At 68.4% G+C, this 14460-nt stretch carries 16 protein-coding genes; 13 read left to right on the forward strand and 3 right to left on the reverse strand.

Annotated elements, in window-relative coordinates; all coding sequences use genetic code 11:
- Positions 1-15: 15 nt before the first annotated feature.
- Positions 16-1149, reverse strand: coding sequence for an agmatine deiminase family protein (locus O3I_RS02590; RefSeq protein WP_041563327.1), 1134 nt, complete (start codon positions 1147-1149; stop codon positions 16-18).
- 93 nt (positions 1150-1242) lie between these two features.
- On the opposite strand from O3I_RS02590, the gene O3I_RS02595 reads away from it, so the two are divergent.
- The 10 genes from O3I_RS02595 to O3I_RS02640 all read left to right on the forward strand — a co-directional run bounded on the left by O3I_RS02595 (position 1243) and on the right by O3I_RS02640 (position 8372).
- Complete coding sequence (locus tag O3I_RS02595) at positions 1243-1824, forward strand: TetR/AcrR family transcriptional regulator (RefSeq protein ID WP_014981335.1); 582 nt, start codon at positions 1243-1245, stop codon at positions 1822-1824.
- Entirely contained in the window at positions 1821-2264 is a 444-nt protein-coding gene (locus O3I_RS02600; RefSeq protein ID WP_014981336.1) for an NUDIX hydrolase, read from the forward strand. Before O3I_RS02595 ends, O3I_RS02600 begins: the two co-directional genes overlap by 4 nt.
- A gap of 52 nt (positions 2265-2316) precedes the next feature.
- Positions 2317-2574 carry a type II toxin-antitoxin system Phd/YefM family antitoxin gene (locus O3I_RS02605; RefSeq protein ID WP_014981337.1) on the forward strand — a complete coding sequence of 86 codons (258 nt, stop codon included), beginning with the start codon at positions 2317-2319 and terminating at the stop codon, positions 2572-2574.
- Positions 2574-3005, forward strand: a complete 432-nt coding sequence (locus O3I_RS02610; RefSeq protein ID WP_014981338.1) for a type II toxin-antitoxin system VapC family toxin — start codon at positions 2574-2576, stop codon at positions 3003-3005. Before O3I_RS02605 ends, O3I_RS02610 begins: the two co-directional genes overlap by 1 nt.
- Positions 3006-3083: 78 nt before the next feature.
- On the forward strand, positions 3084-4058 hold the full coding sequence (zapE, locus tag O3I_RS02615; protein ID WP_014981339.1) for a cell division protein ZapE: 975 nt from the start codon (positions 3084-3086) through the stop codon (positions 4056-4058).
- 179 nt (positions 4059-4237) lie between these two features.
- Complete coding sequence (locus O3I_RS02620) at positions 4238-5152, forward strand: DUF4129 domain-containing protein (RefSeq protein WP_014981340.1); 915 nt, start codon at positions 4238-4240, stop codon at positions 5150-5152.
- Between the two features lie 25 nt (positions 5153-5177).
- Positions 5178-5666: a hypothetical protein gene (locus tag O3I_RS02625; protein ID WP_014981341.1), complete on the forward strand. Its 489-nt coding sequence runs from the start codon at positions 5178-5180 to the stop codon at positions 5664-5666.
- A 29-nt stretch (positions 5667-5695) separates the two neighbouring features.
- Positions 5696-6658 carry an AAA family ATPase gene (locus tag O3I_RS02630; RefSeq protein ID WP_041562370.1) on the forward strand — a complete coding sequence of 321 codons (963 nt, stop codon included), beginning with the start codon at positions 5696-5698 and terminating at the stop codon, positions 6656-6658.
- Positions 6655-7929, forward strand: a complete 1275-nt coding sequence (locus O3I_RS02635; RefSeq protein WP_014981343.1) for a DUF58 domain-containing protein — start codon at positions 6655-6657, stop codon at positions 7927-7929. The genes O3I_RS02630 and O3I_RS02635 overlap by 4 nt, the downstream gene beginning before the upstream one ends.
- Positions 7926-8372 carry a hypothetical protein gene (locus O3I_RS02640; protein ID WP_014981344.1) on the forward strand — a complete coding sequence of 149 codons (447 nt, stop codon included), beginning with the start codon at positions 7926-7928 and terminating at the stop codon, positions 8370-8372. The genes O3I_RS02635 and O3I_RS02640 overlap by 4 nt, the downstream gene beginning before the upstream one ends.
- 39 nt (positions 8373-8411) lie before the next feature.
- Here the strand turns inward: O3I_RS02640 and O3I_RS02645 are convergent, their stop codons facing one another.
- Together O3I_RS02645 and kstD are read right to left on the reverse strand one after the other, a co-directional pair.
- Positions 8412-9275 (reverse strand): MaoC/PaaZ C-terminal domain-containing protein, encoded by an 864-nt coding sequence (locus O3I_RS02645; RefSeq protein WP_014981345.1) that lies wholly within the window; start codon positions 9273-9275, stop codon positions 8412-8414.
- A 22-nt stretch (positions 9276-9297) separates the two neighbouring features.
- Positions 9298-11007 carry a 3-oxosteroid 1-dehydrogenase gene (gene kstD, locus O3I_RS02650; RefSeq protein WP_041562371.1) on the reverse strand — a complete coding sequence of 570 codons (1710 nt, stop codon included), beginning with the start codon at positions 11005-11007 and terminating at the stop codon, positions 9298-9300.
- 107 nt (positions 11008-11114) lie between these two features.
- Here kstD and O3I_RS02655 point away from each other — a divergent pair, with 107 nt between their 5' ends.
- Genes O3I_RS02655 through O3I_RS02665 form a run of 3 tightly spaced genes read left to right on the forward strand, consistent with a single transcriptional unit; the run spans position 11115 to position 14449 of the window.
- Positions 11115-12740: an FAD-binding protein gene (locus tag O3I_RS02655; RefSeq protein WP_014981347.1), complete on the forward strand. Its 1626-nt coding sequence runs from the start codon at positions 11115-11117 to the stop codon at positions 12738-12740.
- Between the two features lies 1 nt (position 12741).
- Positions 12742-13527 (forward strand): 2-keto-4-pentenoate hydratase, encoded by a 786-nt coding sequence (locus O3I_RS02660; protein WP_014981348.1) that lies wholly within the window; start codon positions 12742-12744, stop codon positions 13525-13527.
- A gap of 10 nt (positions 13528-13537) precedes the next feature.
- A complete protein-coding gene (locus tag O3I_RS02665) occupies positions 13538-14449 on the forward strand; it encodes an acetaldehyde dehydrogenase (acetylating) (RefSeq protein WP_014981349.1) in 912 nt (303 codons plus the stop codon).
- Positions 14450-14460: the final 11 nt, after the last annotated feature.

Raw genomic sequence — 14460 nt, forward strand, 5'->3', positions numbered from 1 at the left:
GCCAACGGATGTGCGTCAGTGCTCCGGCTTGCCGGGCTGATCGTGGGTGGAGCAGTGGATGCCGCCGCCGCCCGCGGCGATCTCGTCGATCGGCACCGGGACGACGTCGCGGCCCGGCAGGTGATCGCGCAGGATGCCCTGCGCGCGATCGTCGGCAGCGCGGTCGCCGAACTCGGGCAGGAATACCGCGCCGTTGGCGATGTAGAAGTTCGCGTAGCTGGACACGAATTCGTCGCCCTCGCCGGTGATCCGGTCGGGATCGGGCTGCGGCAGATCGATCACCTCGAGCTTGCGGCCACGCGCGTCGGTCGCCTCCGCCAGCACACGCCGGGCCTGATCGCTGGAACGCGACCAAGAGTCGGCCGGCGCACCGGGGAAAGGCTTGTCCAGCAGCACGACTCCCGGCGCGATGTAGCGGACCAGGCAGTCGATGTGCGCGTCGGTGATGTCCTCGCCGCGCACGCCCTCGAACCAGATCACCTTCTCGATGCCGAGGGTCTGCTTCAGCTCGGCTTCGAGCTGGTCGCGGCTCTTGCCCGGGTTGCGGTTGTCGTTGACGATCGAACTCTCGGTGACCAGCAACGTGCCCTGGCCGTCGGTTTCCAACGCGCCGCCCTCGGCGACGAACGGCGCCGAGTAGCTGGGAATGCTGTAGCGCGACAGCAGGTTCCGGCCGAGCGGGCCGTCGTTGGGATGCGGCTGCTTGTTGCCCCAGCCGTTGAAGTGCAGGTCGACGCCGACGACCTTGCCCGCCTGTTCGACGAAGACCGGGACGGTGTCGCGGGCCCACAGGTCGTCGACCTCGAGCGCGATCACCTCGACGCCGCTGCCGCACTGCTTTTGCGCGTCTTTCACCTGGCCGGCCCTGGCCAGCATGACCACATACTCGTACTCGGCGATCTCGCGGGCCAGTCCGGCGATGTCCTTGCGCACGTCGCCGAGATAGTTCCCCCAGATCGCGGCCTGCGCGGGCCAGGACATATAGGTGCGGGCGTGGCTCTCCCATTCGGCGCCGAAACGGCCGCCGGGACCGGCGGGTTCCGGGGTCGGCGTCGCGGTCGCGGACGGTTCCGACGAGCCGCACGCCGACATGCCCGCGGCGAGCAGACCCGCCCCCGCGAGGACGCTGAACACAGAACGGCGAGACATGGGGTTCTCCATAACGGGCTCCGATAGTCGGTGATCTCTGGGCGAGAATCCTGACTAAAATTTTAGTCAGGATTGCACTGTACCATTGACCCCATGTCTCGTCGTGATTCGATCTTGGAGTCGGCCGCCCGCGTGGTCGCGCAGCGCGGTATCCGTGGCCTGCGGGTGGAGGAGCTGGCCGAGGCGGCCGGTGTCTCCACCTCGCTGATCTACTACCACTTCAAGGACAGAGCCGGCCTGCTCGCGCAGACCCTGGACTTCATCAGCACCCGCGCCGAGCGCTACACCGACGCCGAGATCGACGCCGACGCCGACCCGGTCGGCCATCTCGAACAGGTGCTGCTGCTGGAATTGCAGGACCTGCCGGTGGTGGTGGAGAACAGCATCGCGTGGGGCGAGTACTGCTCCGCCGCCATCTTCCAGCCCGAACTCCGCGATCAATTGCGCGAGGCCACGGCGCGCTGGAACGGCTACCTGAGCGAAGTGATCGGCACGGCGCAGGAGCGCGGTCTCGTCGATGTCGAGGTGGTTCCCGGCGATGTGGCCGAACGGCTCACCGCACTGGTCGAGGGGCTCAGCATGCGCTGGCTGAGCGGCTCGCTCGAGCTCCCGCGCGCCCGCGAATTGGTTTGCGGCGCCATCGCTCTCGAACTCGGCCGGGTCGGAGTCGCGTGACCACCCGGCATCTCGTGGACGCGCACGTCCTGCTCATCCGGGACGGCCGGTTGCTGCTCAGCAAGCGGCGCGGCGCCGACGAATTCGACGGCCGCTGGCATCTCCCGGCGGGCAAGGTCGAGGTCGGCGAGTCGGCGACCGCCGCGGCGGTACGCGAGGCGAACGAGGAGATCGGCGTCCACATCGACCCGGCCGACCTACGCCACGTCCACACCGCGCACGTCATCGGCAACGGACACGAGCCACGACTCGGTCTCTTCTTCGAGGTTCGGACCTGGCGCGGTGAGCCGGTCAACCGCGAGCCGGACAAGTGCTACGAACTGCGCTGGTTCCCCCTCGGCGCCCTCCCCGCCGACATCATCGCCTATCCCACCGCAGGCATCAGCGCCCTGACCACCGGTGCCACCTACAGTGAGCGCGGGTGGACTGCCGAAAAGTAGCAGACCGCGGACCAATGTAGTAACATTCCTACATAGCTGCTGAGGAGGGTCGATGGCGGCGACCACGATGACGAGCCGGGAGTTCAATCAGGACACCGGTCGAGCCAAGAGGGCCACGTCGAGTGGGCCGGTCATCATCACGGATAGGGGGCGTCCGGTGCATGTGCTTTTGAGTTATGAGGATTACCAACGACTTACGGGAGGTGGCATGACGATCGTCGACTTGCTCAGCCTGCCGGAGGACGCACCGGATATCGATCTGGATCTTCCCGAGCCGGGAGAACATGCTCGCGGGGCGGATCTCGACTGATGTTCCTCCTCGACACCAATGTGGTCTCCGAGTTGCGGAAGGCCAAGTCGGGCAAGGCCGATAAGAACGTGGTGACCTGGGCTGCGGAGAACCCGGTGACCGAACTGTTCATCTCGGCCATCACCGTTCAGGAATTGGAGGTCGGTGTTCTGCGAGTCGAGCGCCGTGACGCAGCGCAGGGGGTCATCCTGCGGGACTGGCTGGAATCGCAGGTGTTGCCGACGTTCCTCGACCGCGTCTTGCCGGTCGACGTGCCGGTGGCTCGCTGTTGTGCACAGCTGAATGTGCCGGAGACTCGCTCTGTTCGGGACTCGCTGATCGCTGCCACCGCGCTCGAGTACCGGATGACCGTCGCGACCCGCAATGTTCGCGATTTCGAGCCGACTGGTGTGTCGATCTTGGATCCCTGGCTGCCTTCGGTCATCGCCTGAGCCGCGCTGTCGAACCCGTCACGTTGGCTAGCTTTCGCTGCTCCCGGCCACAAATGTGGTGGGTGAGGAGGTTCGACGATGGCGGCGGAATTAGTGCTCGACGCGGATCAGGCGCGGGCGGCGCAACGCCTGGCGGAACTGGTGGACCGGCGCGGGCGGCCGGTGCGGTGGCATCGGGGGATCTATCTGCACGGCAGGCCGGGGCGCGGCAAGACGATGGTGATGGATCGCTTCTTCGCCGCGGTGCGCTCGGAGCGTAAGCGCCGCTTCCACTTTCATCAGTTCTTCGCCCAGTTGCATGCGGCGGCGCATGCGTCCGGGTCGATCGACAAGGCGGTCGCCACGTTGCTGGGCGAGGCCCGGCTGGTGTGTTTCGACGAATTCCACGTGCACGACATCGGCGACGCGATGCTCATCGCGCGCATGCTCGACGCGCTGTTCGCCCGCCACGTCGTGCTGGTGGTCACCTCGAACTATCCGCCCGCGCAGCTACTGCCCAATCCGTTGTTCCACGAACGGTTCCTGCCGACGATCGCCCGCATCACCGCGCACCTGGACGTGGTATCGCTGGACGGTCCGCTGGATTACCGCACCCGAGGCGGCCGCGGATCCGCGAGCGGCCGTTCCGGTTTCGCGGCGGGGCGGTACTTGGTCGAGCGCGCCGCCACGCAACCCGCGCCGGTGGCTTCGGTCCCGGTGCCGATCGGCGCGCGGACCATCCAGGCCAGGAAAACCGATGGTGACGGCCTGGAGATCGAATTCGCCGCGCTCTGCGGCACTCCCACCGCGGCCTCCGACTATGTCGCACTGGCGCAACGCTTTCGGCGCTGGACCATCGTGGATGTGCCCCGTTTGTCCGAGGTGCCACCGGACTGGACAATGCGTTTCGTCAATGTGGTCGATGTGCTCTACGACGCGGATCGGGAGCTCGGAATCGCGGCGCGGGTGCCTTTGCCGGAGTTGGTAGACGGTGTACACGACATCCCCGATATTTCCCGGCTCGCCAGCCGACTTTGTGAACTTTCCCAATTGGTGGCTTCTCCCGTCGGATAGTTGTGCAATGAACCGGCGACCTGCCCCTGAGCAGCGGGATTCATTGATAAAGAGGATCAATTCCGAAGTATTCGATTCCATCCCGAGCGGACCGCTCGGCATGTAACTATGTGGCTGTTTTGTGCAGTACTCAGGTTTGGTGGTAATCAGTGGCCGGGGCGCGATCGCCGATATTGCGCGTGATCGTTCTGATCACGCTGCTGGCGTTTGCCGCGTTCGCGTTACGGGGATACATCCCAGGGGTGTCCGAATCCCGCGACCACCCGGCGCCGCCCTCGGCCCTGTCGGTGGCCCTGATGCCGGTGCTGCTCACCGTGTCCATGGTCATCCTGCTCGCGGGCGTGATAGCGAGCCAGCATCGGCTGCCGTTGGCCATGCCGGAACCCGACCGCGACGCCGACCGGCCGCGCGGCGGTCTCGGCCGGGTCGGGCTGTTGGTGCTCGCCGGCCTCGCTGTACTGGCCACGATCCTCTCCGCCGCCTCCGCGATCTTCTTCGTGGGTGTCGGCGGTGACGACAGTGCGCCCCCCAGCCCCGCCGAGGCGCCGAACCCCGGACGGCCCCCGGACGAATTCGCCACCAGCGCACCTGACCCCGGCGCCACGCCCGCGGAACTGACCGGCACCGCGTTCCTGCTCACCGCCGTCGCGGCGATCGCACTGGTCGTCGTCGCCTTGACCGGGCTCGTCGTGGTCACCGTCGCGTCCCGGCGCCGGCCCGCGCCCGCGCCGCCGCCGCTGGTCGCCGTGCCGCCCACCGCGGTGGACTCGCTGGCCAGGGCCGCCGAAATGGGTTTGGCCGCAATGAATGTGCCGGGCCAGGACCCGCGGACCGCGATCATCGCCTGCTACGTCGCGATGGAACGCGGGCTTGCCTTCGATCGCGCTGCCGCACCACTGGTTTCGGATACCCCCATGGAGGTGCTCGCCCGCGCGTTCGAGCGCGGCGCGCTGCACGACGCTTCCGCCCGGGAATTGGTCGCCCTGTTCGAGGAGGCCAGATTCAGCCCGCACGCGATGCTCGAATGGCAGCGGATGCGGGCCGAGCAGCTTCTGCGGATCGTCCTCGCGGATCTGCAAGGGGAGGCAGCATGAGAGAGCGGGAGGCAGTTTGAATCGTATGGCCGTTGTCCTCGGCGCCGCGGTGGTGATCGCCGTGATCGAGCTGGTGACCTTCGAAAAGGCGCGCGGCATCATGTTGTTCGCCGTCGCGATCCCGGTCGCGCTCGCGTTGGCCTGGCTGGTCTGGTCGCTGCTCGACCGGGGCGAGCCGCGCACCTTCGACGAGATCGACGAGATCGAGAACGGTCCCGCCGAGATGCTGCGCCGCTGGCATGCCAGGGCCCAGATGCTCGCCGACCGTGCCGAGGGCACCCGCGCGGACTGGGACCGGCACCTGCGGCCGTTGCTGGCCAAGGAGTTCGAGCTGTCCAGCGGACAGCGGGTGGCGAAGAACCGCCGCGCCACCGAGGCCGCCGGGATCCATCTGTTCGGACCCGAGCTGTGGCGCTGGGTGGACCCGGCCAACTCGGCATTGCGTGATCAGACCACAAGGGCACCGGGCCGGGCGGCACTGGACGAGATCCTGAGCCGCCTGCAGAGAATGTGAAATGGGTTGAGGCAAGTGCGGGTACACAGATGACAATGCCGATGGATGTCACGGTCCAGCGCAGCGACGCCGTGCTCAGAGAGATCTCCCGGGTGGTGGTGGGCAAACGGGACGAGATGCAGCTGATCCTGATCGCGGTGCTGGCCGGCGGTCACGTGCTGATCGAAGATCTACCCGGCCTGGGTAAGACACTGATCGCCAGATCGTTCGCCGCCGCGCTCGGCCTGCAGTTCACCCGGGTGCAGTTCACCCCGGACCTGCTCCCCGCGGACCTGCTCGGTTCGACGATCTACGACATGAACTCCGGCCGCTTCACCTTCCGGCGCGGTCCGGTATTCACCAATGTGCTGCTCGCCGACGAGATCAACCGCACGCCACCGAAAACCCAAGCCGCGCTGCTGGAGTCGATGGCCGAGGGGCAGGTCAGCATCGATGGTGAAACCTTCCCGCTGCCACAGCCTTTCATCGTGCTCGCGACCGACAACCCGATCGAGTACGAGGGCACCTATCCGCTGCCGGAGGCGCAGCTCGATCGCTTCGCGATCCAGTTGCGGCTCGGCTATCTCTCCGAACACGACGAGACGCAGATGATCCGGCGCAGGCTCGAGCGCGGTGCGACCACGCCGCAGGTCGGCCAGGTGGTGGACGCGAACGGGCTGCTGGAGATGCGGCAATCCGTCGAATACGTCACGGTGCATCCGGATGTGGTGAGTTACGTGGTGGCGCTGGCCGGAGCCACCCGCGGCCATCCTCAGGTAGAAGTCGGGGCGAGTCCGCGCGCGGAACTCGATCTGGTGCAGATGTCGCGGGCCAGGGCGCTGCTGCTCGGCCGCGACTACGTGATCCCGGAAGACGTGAAGGCGCTGGCGATTCCGGCGATGGCGCATCGGATCACGTTGCGGCCGGAGATGTGGGTGCGCCGCATCCGGGGCGAGGACGTGATCACCGAGCTGTTACGCCGCCTCCCGGTTCCCCGCGCGACCGTGACATGAGACATCGCGACGCCAGCACCGCGGTCGAGGCCGAATTGCGGTGGCGCCCGGCACCGCTGGTCTTCATGCTCGCGGTGTGCGCCGCCGTGGCGCTGGTGCTCGCGGTGGTGCTCGGCCGCTGGCAGCTGGTCGTGTTCGCGGCGCCGCTGCTCGGGGTGCTCGCCACCGCGCCGTGGCAGCAGTCGAGCACCAGGATCCAGGTGGACGGCGGCGGCACGCTGCGCTGCTTCGAATCCGAGGAGGTGGTGCTCACCGTCGCCGCCTTCGTCGAGCAGGGGCATGCACTGCTGCGGCTGACACCGGCGCAGACCGACGCGCTCGGCATCGAGGTCGAACAGTCCAGCGATTCCGGCGCCGCGCCCGCCGGGCTGCGGCTGGCCCTGTCTGCGGACCGCTGGGGCCGCTATCCGGTGTCCGTGCGGGTGTCCGCGCTGAGCCCGGCCGGTCTCGCGGTGGCCACCGCGGTGCTGCCCGCCGGGCAGCTGTTCGTCTATCCGATCACCGATCCACAGCGGATGCGGTTGCCGCGCACCGAACTTCCCGAGCGCCTCGGCACCCATCTGACCCGGCGATTCGGTCCCGGCGTCGAGTACGCCGACATCCGGGCGTACGCGCCCGGTGATCAGTTGCGCATCGTGAACTGGCCGGTGAGCGCCCGGCGCGGCCGGCTCTACGTCACCGAGCGGCTGACCAACCGGTCCGCGGATGTCGTTGTGCTGGTGGACACCTCGCAGCAGGCGCCGGGTCCGGCGACGGATTCGCTCGAACTATCGGTCCGGGGTGCGGCGCAGGTGGTGCAGTCGACCCTGCAGGCCGGCGACCGTACCGCCGTGGTGTGCCTCGGGCAGGAGCCGCGCTGGTTGCGTCCCGATATCGGGCGCAGGCAGTTCTATCGCGTCGTGGACACCGTGCTCGGTGTCGGCGAGGAACACATCCCGACCACCGGCACGCTCGCGCCGCACGCGGCCGTGCCGCTGGGCGCCATCGTGGTCGCCTTCTCCACGCTGCTGGACACCCAGTTCGCGCTCGCGCTGATCGATCTGCGCAAGCGCGGGCACGTGGTGGTGGTCGTGGATGTCCTGCGCGGCACGCCGTTTCGCGACGACCTCGACCCCACGCTGGCCAAGATGTGGCAGTTGGAGCGGGCCTCGATGTACCGCGACATGGGCACCGTCGGCGTCGATATCGTGGCCTGGCCTGCCGACACCCGGCTCGATCAGATCATGCGGGTGCTCCCGGAGCACCGCCGTACCGTGCGAGTGCGCCGATGACCCGATTCCTCGCCGTACTGTCCGGCGTCCTGCTGGTCACCTCGGTGGCCCTGCTGGAACCGTGGGCCGCCGGGCCCGCCCTCGTGCTGGTCGCGCTCGGCTGGTGGTTGCGCCCGTTCGCCGTGGCCGCCGTGCTGGTGGCGGTCGGCGTGCTCGTACTCGCGGACCCAGGCGTACTCGCCGCGGCGGCAATGGGTCTGGTGGCCACCGCGTACCTGTTGAACACCGCGACCGTCACCGCGCCGCACGGGGTGGTGCCGACCACGGTGCCCTCGGTGGCGGGCGCGGTCGGCTTCGCCGCCGTGGCCGTCGGCGCGGCACTGGTGCCGATCCGGGTGCCGTGGGCGCCGCTCGCCGCACCGGTGCTGGTGATCCTGCTCTACGCCATGATCGTGCAGGGCGCGGCGATCCGCCGGGCGCGTACCCAGCCGCGCACGTCCTGATTCCCGCACCCGGAGTCCAGGTGCGGGAACCGGATCCGCTCAGCCGCGGAAGCGCAGCCGCACATCGCTGAGCACAGGTGCGTCGTCGCGTTCGACGACCGTTGCGGCGATGACCAATTCGTTGTCCTGCCGCCAGATCCGGGTGCGGATCGTCTCACCCGGGTAGAGCACGCCGGCGAAGCGGGCGCGGAATCCGGTGACCCGCTCGGCCGCCGCGCCGAGCACGGTGTCGGTGGCCGTCTTGCAGACGATGCCGTAGGTGCACAGGCCGTGCAGGATCGGCGCGGGAAACCCGGCGGCACGGGCGAATTCGGGATCGGAGTGCAGCGGGTTGCGGTCACCGCACATCCGGTAGAGCAGCGCCTGCTGCGGCAGGGTCGGGGTGGTCACCTCGAAATCCGGTGCCGTCTCGGGCAGTTCGGCCTTCGTACTCGGTCCGCGCTCGCCGCCGAAGCCGCCTTCGCCCTTGGCGAAGATCGACGAGCGCGCGGTCCACAGCGGCTCGCCGTCGGAGCCGATCACCAACTGCTCCTGCACCACCACCGCGGCCGAGCCCTTGTCCCAGAGTTCGGTGATCCGCCCCTTGCTGGTGGCCTTGCCTGCCGCGGGGATGGGCCGGTGCAGTTCCACCTCCTGGTGGCCGTGCACCACTTTCGCCAGATCGATGTCGATGCCGGGAAAGCTGACCCGCGGCGGTTCGGTCTCGTGCAGGGTCGGCGCGACGGTCGCGAACGTCGGCAGCACCTGGGGTGCGCGGTCGTCCAGGTAGCGCAGCTCGGCCGGATCGGTCCATCGCGTGCCCGCGCCGAGGCCCAGCTGATACAGCTGCACATCGGACGGGGTCCAGGCGAACTCGCGGCTCGGAAGTTCGGCTCCGAGAGCGATTTTCGGATCGATGGGCATCAACGTGGATCAGCGACACGGATTACGCCTCGGCGCCGGTCTGCGCGGGCTGCTCGGATTTGTTCCGCACGATATCGAGCACGGCCAGGTAGCCGTAGGTGATGGCGGGGCCGATGGTCGCGCCGGGCCCGGCATAGGTGTGGCCCATCACCGGGGTCGAGGAGTTGCCCGAGGCATACAGTCCGGCGATCGCGGTCCCGTCCTCGCGCAGCACCCGGCCCGCGGTGTCGGCGACCAGGCCGCCCTTGGTGCCCAGGTCGCCCGGCACGATCTTGGCGGCGTAGAACGGGCCCTGCACCAGGGCGGCGAGGCACGGATTCGGCTTCACCGTCGGATCGCCGTAGTAGCGGTCGTAGTGGCTGTCGCCGCGCCCGAAATCGGCATCCTTGCCGGTCTCGGCGAAGGTGTTGAACCGGGCGACGGTCGCCGCGAGATCGGCTGCGGGAACACCGATCCTGGTGGCCAGCTCCTCGATCGTGTCCGCCTTGACGATGTTGTCGTTCTCCATCCAGCGGGACGGAAAGCGTTGGCCGGGTTGCAATCCGGCGAAGATGTAGCGGTTGCGGTAGCGCTGGTCGAAGACCAGCCAGGCCGGAATGTTCGCGCCAGGCCCGTCGCCCTGGCCGTACTCGCCGCCATACATGGTGTGCACGGCCTCGACATACGGCGCCGACTCGTTGCCGAAACGCTTGCCCGCGCTGTTGATCATGATGGTGCCCGGCAGGTTCCGCTCGGCCAGCGCGAACCACGGCCGCCCGCCCTTGAAGATGGTCGGACCCCACCAGGCGTCCTCCATGAAGCCGACATCGCCGCCCGCGGACATTCCCGCGAGGATGCCGTCGCCGGTATTGGCGGCCGCGCCGGTGGTCCATTCCGTGGTGATCGGCTGACGCTGATACTTGGTGCGCAGTTCGGCGTTGTGCTCGAAACCGCCGGTGCCGAGCACCACGCCGTAGCGCGCGCCGATGGTGACCGGCTTGCCCTCGTGTTCGGCCTCGACGCCGGTGACCACGCCGTCGCGGACCACCAGCCCCGTCAGCGGGGTGTTCAGCAGCACCGGCACCTGCGCGTCGAGCAGGCCCTTGCGCATGGCGGCGATGATCGCCTGCCCCATGCCGAGGATGTGCTTGCCGGTGAACTTGGCCCAGTAGGTGCGCGCACCGACCCGCATGGCACGCATGATGCCCTTCGGGTGCCTGCGGATCAGGTTCAGCCGGACGAAGTCGGCCTGCATGACGACCACGTTCAGCGGCGCCTTGGCGTACGGCGGTTCCAGATTGGCCAGTTCCGCGCCGAGCACCTTGGCATTGAACGGAGCGGGCTCGCAGGAGCGGCCCTCGCCGAGCCCGCCCGGCGCCTCGGGGTAGTAGTCGGAGTAGCCCGGCACCCACTTCATCTTCAGCGGGGTGTGGTCGAGGACGAAGTCGAAGGCTTCCGCACCGCGATCGATATAGGTGTCGATCCGCTCTTTCGGCACCACGTTCCCGATGATGCTGTGCAGGTAGTTGCGGGCCACCTCGCGGTCGTCGGGCCGGCCGGACGCGAGCAGCGCCTTGTTGCCGGGGATCCAGACGCCACCGCCGGAGCGCGCGGTCGACCCGCCGTAGTGCGCGGCCTTCTCGATGAGCACCACGCTCAGCCCGTGGTGGGCGGCGGTCAGGGCGGCGGTCATCCCCGCGGCGCCACTGCCGACCACGACCACGTCGTATTCCCGATCAATCATGTAGAACACGTTATAGAGTGTGGCTGCCGTTGGTCTATATTTATGTGGCAGAAGACCCACTCGGCGTCCGATATGTCGAGGAAACTCGTTTCAGTTTTAAGGCCGGAGTGAAGTACATGGGGTTCGATTGGGACCTGGTTGCCGACGTGGTGGTGGTCGGCTTCGGCGCGGCAGGCGCCGCGGCCGCGCTGGAAGCGGCGGCCGACGGTGCGCAGGTGCTCGCGCTGGAACGTTTCGCGGGCGGCGGGGCCTCCGCATTGTCCGGCGGCATCATCTACGCCGGCGGCGGCACGTCGGTGCAGCGCGAGGCCGGTGTCGCCGATACGCCGGAGGCGATGCTCGCGTATCTGGAGCGCGAGGTCGGCGCCGCGGTGACCCCGCAGACCCTGCGCCGCTTCGTGGCGGAGAGCCCGGCGATGATCGAGTGGTTGCGCGAGCATGGCGTTCCGTTCGAGGCGTCGCTGTGCCCGTACAAGACGTCCTACCCGAACGACAGCTACTACCTGTACTACTCGGGCAGCGAAATCTCCGGTGCGTTCCGGGATATCCCGGCGGCGCAGCGCGGGCATCGAGTCAAGGGCAAGGGTACCTCCGGCAAGCAGCTGACGGGACCGCTCTCGGCGGCCGCGTCCCGGCTCGGTGTCCGGGTCGAAACCCTGACGCAGGCAACGCGACTGATCATCGACGACGCGGGCACGGTGCTCGGCGTGGAATGCCGCACGCTGCGCGACGCACCCGGCCGGGTGCGCGAACGGTACACCCGGATGGCGAAGGTCGCCGCCAAGCCCGGCATCTACTACCCGCCGCTGCGTGCCGCGCTGGAACGGCAGCTGACCCGGCTGGATCGCCGATACGGCAGCACGATTCGCGTGCTCGCCCGGCGCGGCGTGGTGCTCAGTGCCGGCGGGTTCATCGCGAACCGGGCGATGGTGCGTGAATACGCGCCCGCGTATCGCGGCGGACTCGCGCTCGGCACCACCGGTGACGACGGCAGCGGCATCCTGCTCGCGCAGCAGGCGGGTGCGGCCACCGATCGGATGGGCAACGTCTCCGCGTGGCGATTCCTCTTGCCGCCCAGTGCCTTCACCGGTGCGCTGCTGGTCGACGCGGCCGGTCGCCGGGTGATCGACGAGACGAGGTACGGCGCCGCGGTGGGGCAGGCGCTGATCGCCGACCACGACGGCAAGGGCTGGCTGCTCGCCGACGACGCGCTGATGCGGACCGCGATCGCCCAGATCGGTAAGCAGGGCGCCTGGTTCCAGCGCGGCCAGTTCGAGGCGATGCGGCGCAGCGCGATTCGCGGTGCGACGCTGGAAGCCGTTGCCGCGAAAGCGGGCATCGATCCCGCGGGTCTGCGCGCCACGGTGGCCGCGCACAACGCCGCGATCGAACTCGGCACCCCCGATCCGGTCGGCAAGCCCGCCGAATTCACCGAACCGGTCCGCACCGGGCCGTACTGGTTGCTGGATGTGGGCATCAAACCGAGCCTGACCAATCCGTGCCCGATGCTCACCCTCGGCGGCGTCGTCGTGGACGAGCACACCGGTGCGGTGAAATCGACTGCCGGAATGGACATTCCGGGTCTCTACGCGGCCGGGCGGACCGCGGTCGGCATCTGCTCGGAGTCCTATGTCAGCGGATTGTCGCTGGCCGACTGCATTTTCTCCGGACGACGGGCCGGCCGGTCCGCCGCAGGCGTACAAGTCCCGGCGTCCGATCAAGCAACAGCGGAAGGAAACTAGCGTGCTGTCCGACGGGGTACGAACCGAACTCGCCGACGAACTCGAGCGCGCCGAACGCGACCGGGTGCCGATCGACCCGCTGGTCAGCCGGTACCCGGACATCGACGTGGTCGATGCCTACGAGATCCAGCTGATCAACATCCGGCGCCGGCTCGACACGGGCGCCCGGGTGGTCGGCCACAAGGTCGGCCTCTCGTCCAAGGCCATGCAGCAGATGATGGGCGTCGACGAGCCCGACTACGGTCACCTGCTCGCGGAAATGGAAGTCTACGAAGACGTTCCCGTCGAGGCGGGGCGCTACCTGTTCCCGCGGGTCGAGGTCGAGGTCGGTTTCGTGCTCGGCGCCGACCTGCCCGGCGCGGACTGCACCGAGGCCGACGTGCTCGCCGCGACAGTCGCTTTCGCCCCCGCCATCGAACTGATCGATTCGCGGATCAAGGACTGGAACATCGGGTTGATGGACACCATCTCCGACAACGCGTCCTCCGCGGGATACGTGCTCGGTCCGGAACGCGTGGCCCCGAAGGACATCGACATCAAGTCCATCGACGCGGTGCTCACCCGCAACGGCGAGACGGTGGCCGAGGGACGCAGCGATGCCGTGCTCGGCGATCCGGTGATCGCCGTGGCCTGGCTGGCGCGCAAGGTGGCGAGCTTCGGGGTGCGGCTGAAAGCGGGCGACATCGTGCTGCCCGGCTCCTGCACCCGCGCCATCGACGCCCGGCCGGGCGACGCATTCCATGCCGAGTTCGCCGGGCTCGGCTCTGTCCGTTTGCAATTCATTTAGGAGGCCTGTGGTGTCCGAGACTGGGACCGTCACCGCCGCGATCGTCGGGTCCGGCAACATCAGTACCGATCTGCTCTACAAACTGCTGCGCTCGACCACCATCGAGCCGCGGTGGATGATCGGGATCGACCCGGACAGTGAGGGATTGAAGCGGGCCAGGGGGCTCGGCCTGGAAACCTCGGCCGAAGGCGTGGACTGGCTGCTCGGGCAGTCCGAGCTGCCCGAGCTGATCTTCGAGGCCACCTCCGCGTACGTGCATCGCGCCGCCGCCCCGCGCTACGCCGAGGCGGGTATCCGCGCGGTCGATCTCACCCCGGCCGCCGTCGGCCCCGCCGTGGTGCCGCCGGTGAACCTCGGCGCGAATCTGGACGCGCCGAACGTCAACATGATCACCTGCGGTGGCCAGGCCACCATTCCGATCGTCGCGGCCGTCTCCCGGGTCGTGCCGGTGCCCTACGCCGAGATCGTCGCGTCCGTGTCCTCGGTGTCCGCGGGCCCCGGCACCCGGGCCAATATCGACGAGTTCACCAAGACCACCAGTCGTGGGGTCGAGACCATCGGCGGCGCGCAGCGCGGCAAGGCCATCATCATCCTGAATCCGGCGGAGCCGCCGATGATCATGCGCGACACCATCTTCTGCGCCATCCCCGAGGATGCCGACACCGACGCGATCACCGAGTCGATCCAGCGCATGGTCGCCGACATCCAGCAGTACGTGCCCGGGTACCGGCTGCTCAACGACCCTCAGTTCGATCCGCCGTCGGTGATTTCCGGTGGCATGGCGAAGGTTTCGGTATTCGTCGAGGTCGAAGGCGCGGGTGACTTCCTGCCCCCGTACGCGGGCAACCTCGACATCATGACCGCCGCCGCGACCAGGGTCGGCGAGGTACTCGCCGGTCAAGTCCGCGCGGCCCGGGTGTAAGGAGCGAAAAC

The sequence above is a fragment of the Nocardia brasiliensis ATCC 700358 genome (genome assembly GCF_000250675.2).
Taxonomy (GTDB): Bacteria; Actinomycetota; Actinomycetes; order Mycobacteriales; family Mycobacteriaceae; genus Nocardia; species Nocardia brasiliensis_B.